Source organism: Paenibacillus periandrae, assembly GCF_022458865.1.
Lineage (GTDB): Bacteria > Bacillota > Bacilli > Paenibacillales > NBRC-103111 > Paenibacillus_S > Paenibacillus_S periandrae.
The window spans coordinates 68,024-84,891 of sequence record NZ_JAJNMU010000022.1 but is presented as its reverse complement, the minus strand read 5'-3'; the positions used below and the strand labels follow the sequence as shown (position 1 = coordinate 84,891).

15 protein-coding genes are annotated in these 16,868 nt (G+C 46.8%); all 15 read right to left on the bottom strand.

The window, feature by feature from the left end:
* Nucleotides 1-9 precede the first annotated feature (9 nt).
* Nucleotides 10-447, bottom strand: a complete 438-nt coding sequence (fabZ, locus tag LRL21_RS31930; protein WP_091173793.1) for a 3-hydroxyacyl-ACP dehydratase FabZ — start codon at nt 445-447, stop codon at nt 10-12.
* Nucleotides 448-620: 173 nt separating this feature from the next.
* Entirely contained in the window at nt 621-1,148 is a 528-nt protein-coding gene (locus LRL21_RS31925; RefSeq protein WP_240419826.1) for a CDP-alcohol phosphatidyltransferase family protein, read from the bottom strand.
* Nucleotides 1,149-1,251: 103 nt separating this feature from the next.
* The gene (locus LRL21_RS31920; protein WP_240419824.1) at nt 1,252-1,503 is read right to left on the bottom strand and encodes a DNA-directed RNA polymerase subunit beta; all 252 of its coding nucleotides are present in this window, start codon (nt 1,501-1,503) and stop codon (nt 1,252-1,254) included.
* A gap of 29 nt (nt 1,504-1,532) precedes the next feature.
* Nucleotides 1,533-2,399: a flagellar hook-basal body protein gene (locus LRL21_RS31915; protein ID WP_240419823.1), complete on the bottom strand. Its 867-nt coding sequence runs from the start codon at nt 2,397-2,399 to the stop codon at nt 1,533-1,535.
* A gap of 120 nt (nt 2,400-2,519) precedes the next feature.
* Nucleotides 2,520-3,419 carry a flagellar hook-basal body protein gene (locus LRL21_RS31910; protein WP_240419822.1) on the bottom strand — a complete coding sequence of 300 codons (900 nt, stop codon included), beginning with the start codon at nt 3,417-3,419 and terminating at the stop codon, nt 2,520-2,522.
* A gap of 48 nt (nt 3,420-3,467) precedes the next feature.
* Nucleotides 3,468-4,466: a rod shape-determining protein gene (gene mreB, locus LRL21_RS31905; protein ID WP_240419821.1), complete on the bottom strand. Its 999-nt coding sequence runs from the start codon at nt 4,464-4,466 to the stop codon at nt 3,468-3,470.
* A gap of 190 nt (nt 4,467-4,656) precedes the next feature.
* Nucleotides 4,657-4,944 carry a sporulation transcriptional regulator SpoIIID gene (gene spoIIID, locus LRL21_RS31900; RefSeq protein WP_076233526.1) on the bottom strand — a complete coding sequence of 96 codons (288 nt, stop codon included), beginning with the start codon at nt 4,942-4,944 and terminating at the stop codon, nt 4,657-4,659.
* 169 nt (nt 4,945-5,113) lie between these two features.
* A complete protein-coding gene (locus LRL21_RS31895; RefSeq protein ID WP_240419820.1) occupies nt 5,114-5,851 on the bottom strand; it encodes a M23 family metallopeptidase in 738 nt (245 codons plus the stop codon).
* A 57-nt stretch (nt 5,852-5,908) separates the two neighbouring features.
* Nucleotides 5,909-7,006, bottom strand: a complete 1,098-nt coding sequence (gene spoIID / locus LRL21_RS31890) for a stage II sporulation protein D (protein WP_420832517.1) — start codon at nt 7,004-7,006, stop codon at nt 5,909-5,911.
* A 141-nt stretch (nt 7,007-7,147) separates the two neighbouring features.
* Nucleotides 7,148-8,470, bottom strand: coding sequence for a UDP-N-acetylglucosamine 1-carboxyvinyltransferase (murA, locus tag LRL21_RS31885; protein WP_240419919.1), 1,323 nt, complete (start codon nt 8,468-8,470; stop codon nt 7,148-7,150).
* Between the two features lie 180 nt (nt 8,471-8,650).
* Nucleotides 8,651-8,902, bottom strand: a complete 252-nt coding sequence (locus LRL21_RS31880; RefSeq protein ID WP_240419818.1) for a DUF1146 family protein — start codon at nt 8,900-8,902, stop codon at nt 8,651-8,653.
* 42 nt (nt 8,903-8,944) lie between these two features.
* Nucleotides 8,945-11,440: a S8 family serine peptidase gene (locus LRL21_RS31875; protein WP_240419817.1), complete on the bottom strand. Its 2,496-nt coding sequence runs from the start codon at nt 11,438-11,440 to the stop codon at nt 8,945-8,947.
* 390 nt (nt 11,441-11,830) lie between these two features.
* On the bottom strand, nt 11,831-13,306 hold the full coding sequence (locus LRL21_RS31870) for an NADH-quinone oxidoreductase subunit N (protein ID WP_240419917.1): 1,476 nt from the start codon (nt 13,304-13,306) through the stop codon (nt 11,831-11,833).
* Nucleotides 13,307-13,349: 43 nt separating this feature from the next.
* Nucleotides 13,350-14,969, bottom strand: a complete 1,620-nt coding sequence (locus LRL21_RS31865; protein WP_240419816.1) for a complex I subunit 4 family protein — start codon at nt 14,967-14,969, stop codon at nt 13,350-13,352.
* Nucleotides 14,959-16,842 (bottom strand): NADH-quinone oxidoreductase subunit L, encoded by a 1,884-nt coding sequence (gene nuoL, locus LRL21_RS31860; RefSeq protein ID WP_240419814.1) that lies wholly within the window; start codon nt 16,840-16,842, stop codon nt 14,959-14,961. The genes LRL21_RS31865 and nuoL overlap by 11 nt, the downstream gene beginning before the upstream one ends.
* Nucleotides 16,843-16,868: the final 26 nt, after the last annotated feature.

Below are 16,868 nucleotides of genomic sequence, written 5' to 3'. Positions count from 1 at the left end.
ATTCATCTCCTATTCTTTGGCTGCGTCTGATAACGCAAACATTAATCCACCTTCAGCTACGATCTTATCCCCTACCATGGCAACAGCCTTGCCTTTGCCGATAGAGCCTTTTAATCGTGTAATGGTAACCTCAAGCGTCAAAGTATCTCCAGGTACGACCTGTCCGCGAAAGCGAAATTCATCAATTCCCGCAAAAAAACCAAGCTTTCCTTTATTGGCTTCCAAAGACAGCATGGCAACTGTTCCAACCTGAGCAAGGGCCTCAACGATCAACACGCCGGGCATTACCGGATATGATGGAAAGTGGCCTGCAAAAAACGGTTCATTGATCGTTACATTTTTGATCCCCTTGGCACTGACGCCTGCTTCCACCTCTAAAATTCGGTCTACTAGCAAAAAAGGATATCGATGGGGTATGATCGCTTGAATTTGTACGGCATCTAACACAGTTTCATTGCTCCTCTCCAAGGTGGTATAAAAAATATCGATTTAACTTACACTAACAGCATTCCTTCATGATCTGCAGTATTGAAGGTTGATATAAGGGAGCTTATGTATCGGTTTGCATGCATTCAAATTATGCTTACTCTTACATAAGCTCTTTTTAAAAAATCACATCATCATTTACGTTCATATTCCGGTTTATTATTAAGTTTGTAAAACTGGAAAATATAAATGATGGAGGTCAAAAAGGATACTGCGATGACTAGCCACAAATAAAGCTCTGCCAAAGGCAACTCAAAAATAAGAAGCATAATAGCTACATAGTATAAAACCGTTGTTAATTTGCCCATAGCATTGGCCGGAACGGTCTGCTTGCCACGAAAATGAAAAATGGCCGAACCGATAATCATTCCCGCTTCTCGTACAAACATAGCGATAGCTGCTTGTACGGAGATCATTCCAGAGCATACCAGTGATAATAGTACGGTAATCATCATCGATTTATCCGCGAGCGGATCCAACATGCTGCCCAGTGGGGTGACCAGGTTGCGACTGCGTGCTATGTAGCCATCCAACACATCCGTCAAGCCTGCGACCAGCAGTACGAGAAAAGCTGTGCGCACATAACCCGCTTCAAAAACCAGTATGTACAGAGGGATTAATAAAAAACGGCATAGTGTTAACAGGTTCGGTAAATTCCGCACTTAAATGATGCCTCCCCCCACAAGACGTTGATCCTTTCTGTTTATTATACCGTTGTTGAAACAAAAATAAAACTCCCGGTCAGGGAGTCAGCAGTCAGACTATTCACGTCTCGGCAAATACCAGATCGTACAGATGGCGCCAAGTTTCAATCTCATAAACATCTTCCATCGGTTGTTTGCCTATATATACGTAACCGATGACTAAACCAATGCCGAGAGCAACTATACACAATAAAGGAATGCCAATCCATTGCAAAGCAAGAACAACCCAGCGCCTTCGTTTCTTACGCACTTTCGCTTTCTTTTTGGGGGCCGGCGCTGGTGCTGGAGCCTTTTCATCATTTGCTTCCGTCATATTTACCAACCTCACTTCAAGGGTTCCTGCTAGCCGTTGCGCAAGTTATTCGCAATGCCCATCATCGTATCCGAAGAAGTAACGGCTCGGGAATTTAATTGGAACGCGCGTTGAACTTGAATCAAGTCTGTCATTTCTTCAGCCAAAACTACATTGGATTGTTCCAAAAAGCCTTGTTTGATTGTAATAGGATCCACTGCATTATTGGCAGCATCAACAGTTTGAAGCACATCCTGCTGGTTGGCCAGACCCGTTGGCAAAGTAAACAAATTATCTCCTAATTGCTGAAGCAACTGTGGACGTATCACACGCACAAGCTTAATTTGAGCCATTTCAATAGGTGGCGCTGTTTTATCAGCATCATCGTACGCCATGATCCTGCCATCCGGTTGAATATTCACACGATGATTGCTCGGAACCTGAACCGGTTGATCATCGGCGCCCATCACATAGTGTCCATCCTTGGTCGTTAATAACAATGTATTAGGGTCCGTCCCAGAGGGTGTAAGCTCAAACGAGCCGTCACGAGTCCATGCTGTCTGCGGAATCAGAGTGTTGTTGGCATCTCTTACAAAAGTATTAATCTCATACATACCATTGCCTTCAATAGCCGTGTCCAATGGGTTTTCCGTAGCTTTCAGTGAACCTTGCAGCATCGTCAATTGAGCTTGAACGAGCCGCGAGCCCCAGCCTTGGTTATATCCTAAGGGGGAAAGTCTGCCTTCTTTTTCGAAGCCCTTTGGCTGCTGTTTAAGGCTGGTAAGAACATCCTGGAAGGAGGCTTCTTTACGTTTATAGCCGGTCGTATTAACATTAGCGATATTATTAGCCAGCATGTCCAGCTTTTGCTGAAGTCCATGCATGGACACGGATGAATTAATCATGGAGTTATTCATTTGGTTTCCTCCTATCGGCACCGCGCTTCGAACCTGATTGCAGGATTCGATACCGAACATGCTCTCTATGCAGCCTCGTGATCAATAGCTGAATTAAATAACATCCTCATACAAGGACAATTATACACGACCTACATCATTCACTGCCTTGTCCATACTTCGATCATAAAATTGAATGATCTTCTGATTCGCTTCATAGGCGCGTGATGCCGCCATCATATCCACCATCGATTGACTTGCATCCACATTGGAACGCTCAACAAACCCTTGACGAACTTCTACCTGATCTTCCGGATTAATGGCTCTGGCCAAGCCTTCACTGCCCGCATTCAGTCGGTATAAGCCATTTCCTTCACGCACCAGTTGATTCGGATCCTCGACACGACTGATAAGCAAATTCAATGGCTGATTGTTTGCGTTTTGCAGGAACAAACCATCCGAATTCGTGAACTGTCCAAGCTTCGTAATACGAAAATTGGTTACAGGCGTTTGTGTTGCAGGATCCAGCAGCAGGATTGGCTGCCCATCTCCTCCCAATACCCGATAACCATCCGGGGTGATGAGTTGGCCTGTCCCATCTACAGAGAGCTTTCCATTCAGTGAAAAGCGCTGCTCACCGTTATCGTTAAGGATGGTAAAGAAAGCTTGCGGCTGAATCGTCCGCTGTCCGTTCGCATCCACATATTTACCTGACGCATCGAACGTCGCTCCTGGCAATTGAATATTCGAAACCAACGCAAAGTCGAATGGGTTATTCGTCTCCTGCATATCACCCTGTGTGTGCAAGGCGATATTCTCCTCTGCCATAACGCCTGTATTCAGACGACCAACAGGTACAGCACCGGGCTCACCCAAGCCATTATTAATACGCGAAATCAACATCTCGGGAAATGAACGATTTATTCCGTACCCTTGCTTAAAGCCTGGTGTATTGATGTTCGCAATATTATTAGTCACAATATCATGCTTCCGCTGCTGTGAGATCATGGCAGATGCAGCAGTGTATAGTCCTCTTAACATCGAGGCTCCCCCTTATAGGCTGGCGATTTGGTGTGATGGCAATTCCGATCAAAATTTGCGCTTGACTACTTTATCCAGGTTGTCCAGCATAATGCCCGTACCTTTGACGACGCAATGCATAGGATCCTCGGCTATCAGCACAGGAACCTTAAGCTCGTCCGCCAGTAATTGATCAATACCATGCAGCAGTGCTCCACCGCCAGTCAGAATCACACCACGATCAATAATATCAGCCGACAGCTCAGGAGGCGTTCGCTCCAACACGCTTTTTGCCGATGCAACAATCGAAGAAACCGGATCCCACAGCGCCTCGTAAATCTCTTCCGAGTTAATAGAAATAGTTACCGGCAAGCCACTGACCATATCTCTGCCGCGAATGTCCATCGATTCACGTCGGCCGCTTGGATATACCGTTCCAATTCTGATTTTAATATCCTCTGAAGTGCGTTCCCCAATGAGGAGCTTATACTTGGTCTTTACATACTTCATAATCGTTGAGTCAAACATGTCGCCTGCTACCTTCACGGAAGAAGAGGTAACAATGTCTCCCATCGATAATACCGCTACATCTGTAGTTCCACCGCCAATATCTACAACCATGTTGCCGCTGGGTTGAAATATGTCCATGCCCGCACCAATAGCTGCTGCCTTAGGCTCCTCTTCCAAAAACACCTCGCGAGCTCCACTTCGTTCTGCAGCCTCACGAATGGCCTTTTGCTCGACAGACGTAATATTGGTAGGGGCACAAATAAGGATTCTGGGATGACTGAACCATTTTTTGCCCCCTACTTTATTAATAAAATGCTTCAACATCGTTTCTGTAATTTCAAAATCGGCAATAACACCGTCCCTAAGCGGGCGAATGGCGATAATATTCCCTGGTGTACGTCCCACCATGCGAAATGCTTCTTCACCGACAGCCAGCACCCGCTTCGTATCGCTTTCTATAGCGACGACAGACGGCTCATCCAGCACAACTCCGCGTCCCTTCACATGAATAAGGACGTTCGCTGTCCCTAGATCGATGCCAATATCCTTGCTTAACATTGAAAAGTTCCTCCCTAAACAAAACCGTCCATCCTCGAAAAGAAGCGGTATTCCTATTATAACCGTTATCTCAACTAATTTCGCTATTAAATTGCAAATTCCTCTTTTTTTATATCATTTTTATCGACAAAACCTGCTTCTTTTATTAGACGTGTTTTCGGGAGGTTTTTCATGACTTGCGGTTCCCTGTTTATTTGGCTGTTACAAGCTTGTCATGCGATTTCGGATTGCGGGTTTTGCGATATTTGATCTTGGTGGCTTCTCCTCCCCGCAGGTGACGAATCGATTTGTGATACTCCAGAATGTGTTTTACCTGATTAGCCAGATCGGGATTAATCTCTGGTAAACGCTCCGTCAGGTCTTTGTGCACCGTGCTTTTTGAAACGCCAAATTCCTTTGCAATGGTGCGAACCGTGTGCTTCGTTTCCACTAGGCAACGTCCGATTTTAATGGTTCGCTCTTTGATGTAATCGTGCACTCCCCTCGCCTCCCTACTCGAGTCAGTTTGGTACATTATATGAGGGGAGCTAGCTTATATTCTCTGTTTCCAAGCGTGACAAGCTTTATATGACCATTATTTTCAAAAAAAGCGCTAAAAATAAAAAAAGAGCGCAATTGCGCTCCAAGAAACACTCATTTATCTGGGATTAATGCTCGCTAAAGAACGGATCGGGATTAACAGCAGGACCACCCTGGCCCTGACGAACTTCAAAGTGAAGGTGCACACCCTGATCTTTTTCCAATTCATTGCGTCCTGCCTTGGCGATGACATCGCCTTTTTTGACGTCAGCATCCTTGGCAACTTTCAACTCGCTCAAGCTTTGGTATACGGTCACAAGGCCATTGCTATGCGTGATTTCCACCAGGTTGCCGACGATTGGATTTTTCTCTACTGCCGTTACCTTGCCGCTCATAGCTGCGACTACATCAAAGGGCTGATTGTCGGGTTGGGCATAATCGATACCCATGTGTGGGGTGAAAGTATCCCCGTACTCAACCATAGCAGCCTGGCGCACTTCGCTAGAAGCTTTACTGTCAAAGAAGGGAAGTGTTACTTCCAGCTCGCCCGCTTCTTTAAAAGGCCTCTGCATCGTTTCTGTGGCTACGTTGACTGGCAGCGTTTCAGGCTTCATGACGTTTTCGGTTACTGTCGATTTGGCTATATCCTGCCCGACCCCGAATTCGCCCTTGAGAACCGATTTGCCGGCGTCTTGATAAACCCACATTAACGTTAAGATAATTGCCGCCGCTGCCATGTAGGTTGCTGGAAATACCCATTTTTTGGACAACAATCTTTTCCACGAAAATGCTGCATTGCCTTGCGCTCCCGTGTTTGATTTAGGAGCTTCTTGCTTGGTCTGTAAATCTCTTTTTTGATCACTCATAGACTATCACCTCGCTAACCATTGTTGCCACGGTTGCGAGTTTTATACGCGAGACTACTATTTTTTTTGCAAATTATTTCCTTTTGAGAAGTTTGCAGCTTCGCCCATTTCAATTCCAGTATAAAAGTATTTGACGATCTCCTCGGCCTTACGTCCTTCAAGGGCCATTCCCTGTGCCCCCCATTGACTCATACCCACTCCATGGCCGTAACCATAAGTCGTGATCTGCAAGCGGTCTCCTTGCCAGCTCCACTGAAATTGGGATGAATTCAGCCCAAGCTTTTCGCGTACTTCACGCCCGCTGAACGCCTTACCTGCAATCCTCAGCTTTTTGATGCGATGTCCTTGAGACAGCTCTATAATCTGCAAGCCGCTGCCACTACCCGCAGAAACAGAGAGGGTGCTGCTAATGCCAAGCTTATTTCTTAAAGCAGCAGCTGACAGCTCAATGGTCTCCTTGAAACGTGGTGAAAGCGTGCGGTCCCACGGACTTGGCACACTGCGCAAATAAGGAATATATGTATTCCAGTAATCTTCCGAATTTTCCGTATACCCGTTGCTGGTAGAGAAAAAATTGGCTTCGATCGGCTTCCCATCATAGGTTAAAACAATTCCTTCTGTTTCCCGTATGGCCTGATCCAGCTTGTCCGAATTGCCTTCATACCATGACCCCCAGCGCGCTTTAAGCTCAAGATCACTCACATAAACCTGATGATTGATCGTATCGGTTACTAGAGCTTCCCCAGGCTGTATATTACCCATGTCCTGCTCAAGCTGCTTGCGAATAATATAGGTACGAGCAGCCATTGCTTGCGCTTTTAACGCCTCCAGCTCGAATTCTATGGGCATTTCCGCGGCCAATACCCCTCGTACGTATGTCTCTAGCGGCAGTGACTCTACCTTTTTCTCCTTTGTGAGATATACTGGAATAAACAGTGACGGCGTTCCCTGTCGGTAGACGGATGGTAAGGAAGAGTCCTTCTCGGCAGTCGGATTAGCTGATATTACGGGTGACAGCGACACGGGCGCGCTATTTTTCCAGATAATAGAAGGCGCTGCTACGACTACTGCAACAAAGCTGGACAAACACAGGAGCGCTAGGCGGATTGCTTTCTTTGGGTCCAAGGCTTGTCCCTCCATCTTTTCTTTTGTCAACTCCAAGATCACTCAGCCTGAAAACTATGCTTAGTCACCTCATTGTATGAATCAAAAAGATAGAATAGAACAGCCTCACACAAAGAGAAGACCCTCTCCACAAACAGGAGAGAGTCTTTTTATCGTAAATGCCTTTAGCAATTAAGCCAAAATCGGGCTCACTGAGAAGATCTGCATCTCTTCTTCTTCCTCTACAGGAACTACTTTATGGGATAAGCACTGAATATCGGCTCCCAGCTGCTGCAGCTTGTAGGCGATATCTACGTAACCCCGGTCAATATGATGGACTCCGGTAACTTCCGTTTCACCGTCTGCGGCAAGCGCAGCGAGAATTAGAGCAGCTCCGGCACGCAGGTCGGTCGCGCAAACCTTGGCTCCCTGCAGTCTACTGCCTCCGCTAATCACCGCGGTTCGTCCATCAACCTTGATTTGAGCGTTCATGTTGACCAACTGCTCGACATGCATGAAACGATTTTCAAACACGGTTTCTGTCACAATGGCCGTACCATCAGCCGTTAGCAGCAGAGCCATCATCTGGGACTGCATATCGGTAGGAAATCCAGGATACGGTAATGTTTTCACATCTACGGCTCGGAGCGGCTTATCGGTAAAGACACGTAATCCATTCTCGTCCTCCTCGATCTGAACTCCCATTTCTTGCAGCTTCGAGATGATCGGACGTAAATGATCGGCAATAGCTCCTTCAATAAACAAATCACTTCGTGTAATCGCCGCAGCGACCATATATGTACCGGCTTCGATCCGGTCTGGAATTACCGTATGTACAGCGCCTCTAAGCTTCTCCACGCCATCAATCCGGATCAGTCCGGTACCTGCACCGCGTATCGTTGCACCCATCGCATTTAAATAATTAGCCAAATCGACGATTTCCGGCTCCTTGGCTGCATTTTCAATCGTTGTCGTTCCTTCAGCCAAGGTTGCTGCCATCATAATATTTTCGGTAGCCCCTACGCTCGCTACATCCAGATAAATTTTGGCACCCTTCAGTCTTCCCTGTACCCTGGCTTCGATATAACCTTGACCGAGCTCAATTTCCGCCCCCATCGCTTCAAAGCCTTTCAAATGCTGATCAATCGGACGTGTGCCAATCGCGCAGCCGCCAGGCAGAGAAATTCTCGCCTGTCCCATACGGGTTAATAAAGGACCCATGACCAAAAATGAAGCTCTCATTTTACGTACCAATTCATAGGATGCTTCACAAGTACGAATATTTTGCGCATTAACACGTATCGTTTCGTTATGATATTCGACTTCAATTCCGATGCTTTCCAGGACGCTGTTAATCACAAGAACGTCATCTAGAGGAGGTGCATCATGGATAACGCTATCTCCCTCTATACCCAGAATTGAGGCTGCGATAATCGGCAGGACGGCATTTTTAGCCCCATGTATTTTGACTCTGCCTGATAATCGTCGGCCGCCGCGGACAATAATTCTGTTCATCATGGTCCCCCTCTGCGCTGTTTTCTATGCAAGCTTTGTCTAGTTTAGCATTGAACCTGCAGCGTGTAAATTTGATTTATCTGACTGATCTGTAAGATAGGATTCGAAACCAACTAAAAATTTAAGGTCGCTATACTAACCATTGTTGACAAAATCCACCTTGTTTATGCGGAATTCGACTCAAAACATCCCCGGAAGCCAGGTGGACCAATGGAAATAATCGATAATAAATTTGGCAACCTGATAGCCCAAAGCGATAGACAGCAAAATTTGCAACAGCTTGGCCTGCGTGCCTCTGGGTCTTTTCAATATTCGTTCCAGCTGCAGCTCCTGCAGCGCCCACCAGGAGAACCCTATGCAGAACAAAGCAATAAAGATATTCAGTAAGCCATTCATACCAAGTGAGGAATTCATTTGTTCCACATAATCCATGCGAGTACTCCTTTATTACAATCTTGAACCGTTCATGCGCGATTACCGCAGTATTTGTGTCAGCATGGTGATGAACTCAGCTCGTGTCGCTTGTTGATCCGGACGGAAGGAACCATTAGCATAGCCGCCAATCCAGCCTCCGGCCTTCATTTGCCGCAATATGCCGACGCCCCAATACTGGTCGTCCACGTCGGTAAAAGGCACTGCTCCTCGTTGGTTTCCTGTTATATTCATGCTTCTGGCCATCATAGAGGTCATTTCCATTCGGCTAATCGGTTGATCTGGAGCAAATGAGCGATCTGGATAGCCGTCTATAATGCCTCTTCCTGCAGCACGAGCGATCCAGTCATATGCCCAGTGTTTAGGTGTAAGATCCGTATAAGCAATAGTTTTGGACTGCGTTAGCTGAAAGGCACGCCCCAATATCGCGGTCGCTTCAGCACGTGTGATCGTTTGGTCCGGTCGAAAGGTGTAATTATCATAACCATTGACGATCTGTTTGGCGCTCATTGAAAGAATCGCATCCTGAGCCCAATGTCCGCGAATGTCTGAGAACCCACCAGTTAGCGGCTTCGCATTCACCATGAATTGATACAGACTGCGGTCAAACGGTTGATTCGCACTCAGCTTCACATAATACGTTCCCGCTGTCAATCGCTGTGCGGCACTGATTTCAGTAACTCCACCCGTATTATACACAGGCTTCAAGGCTCCATCAAATAGGGATAAAAACATCGTAGAACCATCCGGTATATCCGTGAGCTCGATCTGGGTCATGCTCTCCTCATCCAGTTTGAACTGGAACCAGTCCAGATCATCCACTTTATCAATTAAACCATAATAAGCTGTTCCTAAGGAAATCGTTGTTGCCTGATAAGATCGATCGTTCGGCTCATTCGGATCCATCTGCTTGACATTATAGTTAATTTTCAATGTGTACTCGCCGGCAATAGGAAATGCGTAGTCCTTCACGTTCGTAACCCGGATAAAATAATTTCCCGGAAACACTTGAGGGAGTACCAAGGATTCCGAGCCACCATCCTCGTTCTCGTCCACCGTATAGGCTTTTTCACCTTGCTTTTGCACGAACAGCACCAGATCCATTCTTGCCGTATCTGTGCTGACCTCAATACTCAAGCTACCGGATTGCTCGACAGGAAATTCAAACCAGTCCTGGTCCTCATTTTGATGAAAGGTGCCAGTAAGGCTCTGACTTTTGGAAGGCAGTACGTAAGCTTTGAACTGTCGGTCATTATCTTCGAATTGATCACGATAAATTTGAAAATCAGTCGTAAGCTTGTAAGGAACCTCCTGCTTCCAGTTGCGATTAGCAAGCTGCAGCAGCACATAGCTGCGACCCTTGTTTACTTTCAAATTGACAGGAGTGCCTGGAACCGCCGTCACACTGGTAAAAGCGCCAGTGACATCTGTATGCTGCACAGCAACCTGCTGGTCGGCAGCTAAATCAAACGTCAGTTGAACAGTTCCATCATACGGAGCATCGAAGTAAAACCAATCCGGATCGGACCCGTCGGCGAAGGAAGCCGTCAGCATCTTGCTTATGGATATCGACTTAGCCTGATCCTTGCGGTTATTGGGCTCATACATATCCTGCAGCGGCGCTTCATTGACAGCACGATCTGCACGCAGCAAGCCATAACCTGTGGACGCGTTCCAGCCGGGTGATCCCAGATTATCTGCCGTCTGTCTGAGCAGCTGTCGAATTTGGTAGGCTTGCAGCTCAGGGTGCCGGCTCCAAGCCAGAGCTGCAACAGCTGCTGCCTGGGGCGCAGCCATGGAGGTACCGTCCTTATATTCATACGAACCCCCAAGAGCTGTCGTAAACACATCCCAGGGAGCCACCAGATCAATCTCCATTCCTTTGTTGGAACGGACATCCGCTGCACGGTCTGCTGTCATCCCTCCAACCGCCAATACGGTAGCATAGGCAGCAGGATACTTGACACTGTTACCTTCATTCCCCGTTGCCGCTACCAGCAGCACATCATGTTCCTCTGCATATTTTACAGTCTCGCTCATAAGGGTCGAATACTTATTTAATCCGAGAGATAACACGACAATCTTGGCGCCATGATCAACTGCGTAACGAATCCCTTCAGCAAGCTTAGCCTCGCCGCCAGAACCATCAGACTCCAACGCTTTAATCGGCATGATTCGGGCTTTCCACAAAATACCTGTAATTCCCGTATCATTATTTCCTGCGGCAGCAACTACCCCTGCAACATTCGTGCCATGACCATTATCATCCTGCGGTGTTCGTTTGCTATTAATCAGATTTACTCCGGGAACAAGGTTAGCTACGAGATCAGGATGGTTTAAATCCACACCTGTATCGACAATAGCGATGGTAAGGTTAGTATTTTCCTTAACCGTGTCCCAGGCTTCCTCAGCGTGGATTTGTTTTAAATAGGATTGCTTCCCCGCTAAAGGATCATCTCCGCTAGCAGCAACGGTAACAGCTTGCTCTTCTCCATGAACAATACCTGAGAATAGGGCGAACAGAGCAACTCCAATCATACAATGTAGCAGCTTCGCGATGACTTGTTTTAGAAGCATATCCTTGATTCCTTTTCCTTCATTATGGTGTAGCCTTCTTGTATTCGATAGTGAGATATGAATTACCTGCCTTGATTGAAGAAAAAGGGATAGTAAATAGTGGAGGTTTTATGAACATTACATGCTGGTAATTACCCAAGAGACTCATTCAGCAAACAGGTGGACTTGAATTATCTTTATGGCCTTTTAAGCTCTTTCCAAGTAGCGATGATTTTCTCTGATTGATGGGGATGAAACACCAGAAGCAGCCATGATGCGAACAGAGGAAGGGTTCCTTTGCAAGCAATGAAAATAACCCGGCAGGTGCGCAAACTGCGCAGCTACCAGGCCTGTAATCCTAGAGAGACAGAATCAACCGATAAACAGCAAATCCTGTGTTAACGAAAATATTCGTTCGATCCAGCCCAGCACCCATTGAGGCACAATCCCCATGACAACGCTGGCTGCAACGCACAACCACAGGGTAATACCAAGCGGCCATGTAATGAACACCTCACGCGACTCCATATCACTGCGCATGAACATTTGACGGATCAATCCGAAGTAATAGTAATAGGAGACGACACTCGTCCCGATCAGCACTGCAGCAAGCCAATAATTGTGGGTTTGCAAGGTGCCAAGTAAAATGTACAGCTTTCCGAAGAACCCACCCGATATCGGCAATCCCGCCAAACTGAGTACGAGAAACACAGTGCCCACTGCAGTTGCTGGTGCCCGATAGTACAAACCAGCAAGACCGCTCGTAGTCTCATCACCTGTAGAATGCTCGATAATCATCACAACAGCAAAGATTCCGATGTTCATAAAGAGATAGGCAATCAAGTAGAAGGTGAACTCCGAGAAGTTGGCGAAATGGACCTGGGAAAAGTAGATTGCCAGCGGCACCAGCAAGTAGCCTGAATTGGCAACACCGGAATACGCCAGCAGTCGCTTCATATGGGTTTGACGAAGCGCTGTAAAATTACCCATGACCATCGCCAGCGCAGCAACCACCATCAATGATAGCAGCACATCATCATGAATCGGCAGTTGACTCAAAGGCCCTACAGCAAAAACAACATACATGATGCGGAATGTGACGGCAAAAGCAGCAGCCTTCGACACGACAGCCAGAAAAGCCGTAACTGGCGTAGCTGCCCCTTGATACACGTCAGGAGCCCACATATGAAAGGGTGCCGCGGCGATTTTGAATCCAAAGCCTGCCAGCAGCAGGAAAAATGAAACATAGATCAATGGCAGCAGTTCTGCCGCATTTTGACCGATTGCACTGCCAATTTCGACAATATTGGTCGATCCGGACATCCCGTATAAAAACGACATTCCGTATAAAATAATAGCCGAGGAAATTCCGCCAAGGACCATATATTTAAAGGCACCTTCATTGGCCCGTAGATCTTTTTTGCGCATCGCGACCAAGATGTAAGACGTAATGCTTAGCAGCTCAAGGCCTACAAATAGGGTAATCAGATCCCCGGAGGAGGCCATGATCATACCACCTAATGTTGCAGGAAGCAGCAAATAGAAAAACTCGCCGATATGCGGGATTTCGCGTTCTTTGATCAGGCCGATACTCATAAAGGTAACAAAGCCCGCTCCTGTAAGCAGGATCAGCTTGATGATATTGGCAAAATCATCGATTCTATAGCTGAGACCAAGCAGCTGCTTCGTTTCCGCAGGCTGAAGGAAGCTAATGACAAAGCCTATAGAAATGAGAATACTCGCCAAGGATAACCAGCCGAGCATGGTTCTATTAATTCGCTTAGGCAGCACCAGATCCAGCAACGATAATACCACCGCAGCAATAACCAGAGTCAACTCCGGTGTCATATATCCAAGATCGCTCCATTGGAGATGTAGTTGTTCCACCGGTCTAGCCCCCTGTCTTTGCTATTGTATGGATAAATTGATCGAAGCCATTAACGGTTTGATGCAGAGGCTCACTGAGCACGGCTGGATAAATACCCAATACGACGATAAAAGCAACCAGCGTGATCATAGGAATTGCCTCCACTAAACGCGCATCGCGAATGCCTTCTGGCAGCACCTTGGTTGGGCCGTAGGTAATACCCAGTACCCCTCGTAATATGTAAACAGCCGTAAAAATAACACCCAGCGTTCCAACCACGGTAAGAATCTTCGCAGTTTGAAATAAACCAACAAACACAAGAAATTCACTTATAAAACCAGATAATCCAGGCAGACCGAGTGAAGCCATACCGGATACTAACAGAATCCCCGATATAAAAGGCACCGTTCTTGCCAAGCCGCCAAGCTCATCCAGCATCGTTGTTTTTGTTCGTTCATAGATAGCACCCACGAGCAGAAACATTAGCGCCGAGATCAAGCCATGGGACACCAGTTGAAACACTGCGCCTTCCATCCCAATCGTATTAAACGCAGCGATACCGAGCAGCACAATACCCATATGGCTTATACTCGAGTAGGCCAGCACCAGCTTGAAATCCTTTTGTACAAAAGCCAGAATAGCCCCATACAAAATGTTAACGACGCCGAGCACAGTCAACACTGTCGCCCATGCCGTCGCCTGCTCTGGAAAGAGCAGAATCCCGAAACGGATTAAACCAAACGCCCCCATCTTCAGCAAAATACCGGAGTGGATCATGACAATCGATGGCGGTGCCTCCGTATGTACCTTGAGCATCCAGGTATGAAAAGGGAAAATCGGCAGCTTAATGCCGAACGCAACCAACAGCATAATGAACAAGGTCCATTTCATGCCCGCGCCCATATAGAATGGGTTCTGGATGTCCTCCGCATTGACATAGGAGTTTTCTGTCTCAAATAAATGATTGGTAATGACGCTGATATCCCCGCTGTAATATAAGGAATTCCCTGTCTCATTCGAGATCTGTCCAAAGCCCGCCGTGCTGACAAGAATCAGGAAAGCAATCAGCATGATCGCTGAGCCAACTCCATTGTAGATCAGAAATTTATTAGCCGCTCTTTCGCGGTCCATGTATCCCCATATCCCAATAAGAAAGAACATCGGAATAATTGTAATTTCAAAAAACACGAAGAACAAGAACAAATCCTGAGCCATAAACACACCGAACATTCCGGTCTCCAGCAGCAAAAATAAAATATAATACGACTTCCAGCGTTTTTTGATATACACCGAAGCAAGTGCCGCCATCGAGGCAACCAGTGCCGTCAAAAAGACAAGCGGTAAGGAAAGACCATCAACCGCCATCATATACTTAAATTCAAAGAAAAATGAAGTGATCCCGTTTAATACCTCATGATTGAGCGGTATTTGAATCCAGCTTAATTCCTCTTTGAATTGCATACCCGCCACCTGTTGATTAAATGCCGCATACAACCACGCGGACAACCCCAGTGGGATAAGTGTCGTGATGATCGCTATGGCTTTGATCCATTGCCCTTGATTTTTTGGCACAAACAACAGGATCAATACACCAAGCAGTGGTGAAAAAGCTATGAGCGATAAGAGGTGCAAGCTATCCGGCATTGATGAACCTCCTTCCGGCTATAGCCAGGATCAAAATAAGCAGACCCAGCAGTGTTGCCAGTCCGTAGGTTTGTACATGACCGTTTTGTAGACGCGAGCCTACCCTTCCTACACCGACCACCGAGAAGCTTACCAATCGAACAATACCATCAACCACATACACATCAAATAGGTGGAGCAGACTACCAAGGCCTTTGAGCCGTTCTACGAATACAGCATGGTAGATTTCATCGATATAATACTTACGCTGCAGTAAACGAACAAGCCATGGTACACGGCTGGATATAGCATCGCTTGGAATCGAACGCTTGATATAAACCAAATAACCAAGTCCAATACCCAATAAACCGACCAGCGTGGACAGCACCATCACGACGATATTCGCATGTTCCGCCTCTGCATGTCCGCTTAGCCAGGTGCCGAGCCATGGACTGAACGGTGTAAATACAAATCCGGCAACTACGGCCAGTACTGCCAAAACAATCAATGGCAGCGTCATACTCGTAGGAGACTCATGCAGCTTGACTTGATGCCGCGGCTTGCCCATGAATACGAGGAAAAACAATCTTGACATGTAGAATGCCGTGAAAAATGCTGCGATAAGCCCTACCCAAAATAACGGCATATTGTGTGAATACGCCTCGGACAAGATCGCATCCTTCGACCAGAATCCAGACAAAGGAGGAATACCGGAAATGGCAAGTGTTCCGATCCCAAACGTCCATGCGGTAACCTTCATTTTACTGCCGACTCCACCCATTTCATGAATGTCCTGTGTATGGACTGCATGGATGACACTACCAGCACCAAGAAACAATAGGGCTTTAAAGAAGGCATGCGTCAGTAAATGAAAAATACCGGCTGTATACGCCACTGACGTTCCGATTCCAAGAGCCATCATCATATACCCGAGCTGGCTGACTGTGGAATAAGCAAGAATACGCTTAATATCATTTTGCGCTGTACCAATCGTTGCAGCAAAAATAGCTGTAAAGCCACCGACACATGCCACGACCAGAAGCGCTGTTGGCGAAGCCTGGAAAATGTCAAACGTTCTGGCAACCAAATATACGCCGGCTGCAACCATCGTTGCCGCGTGAATCAAGGCGCTGATTGGTGTTGGCCCTTCCATCGCATCAGGAAGCCAAGTATGGAATGGAAATTGACCCGATTTTCCGGCAGCGCCTACAAAGATCAGAATCGCAATCAGTGTGGCTGTGCCTCCGGAAATTTTGCCAGTCGTAAATGCATTATGAATCGAGGTGAAATCCATTGCGTGATTTGGCATTGCCCAGAATAACAGCAATATTGCAATCAGCAGTCCGACATCACCGATCCGTGTAACGATAAAAGCTTTTTTCGCAGCAGCGCGCGCCTCGGGTTTGAAGTACCAGAAACCGACCAGCAGGAACGAACACACCCCGACAAGCTCCCAAAATATGTACAGTTCGATCAGATTTTCCGAAATGACCAGACCCAGCATAGAGAAGGTGAACAGCGCAATGTAAGCAAAAAACACATTGATTCGCTCGTCCCCGTGCATGTATCCCTTGGAATACAGGTTCACCAGCAAGCTAACCAAAGTCACAATAACCAGCATTAGCGCATTTAAATTTGTGATTTCGAATCCCATTGTGAGGGAACCCGTTCCGAGCTTAATCCACTGCAGCTTGTTCCATGTATAGTCTTCGATATTGCCACCCAAACGCTCAATAAAAATCATCAGGGAAACCACAAAGGAAGCGAAGATGGCAACAATACTGATATAGGCTCCTGCATCTTTCAATTGACGACCGACAGCAGTCATAATCAAAAAAGAAAGCAACGGAAACAACGGGATAAGCCAGGCGTACTGTGAGTAGGCCGATACCATGAATTCAAGTCCTCCTTCAAGCTTGC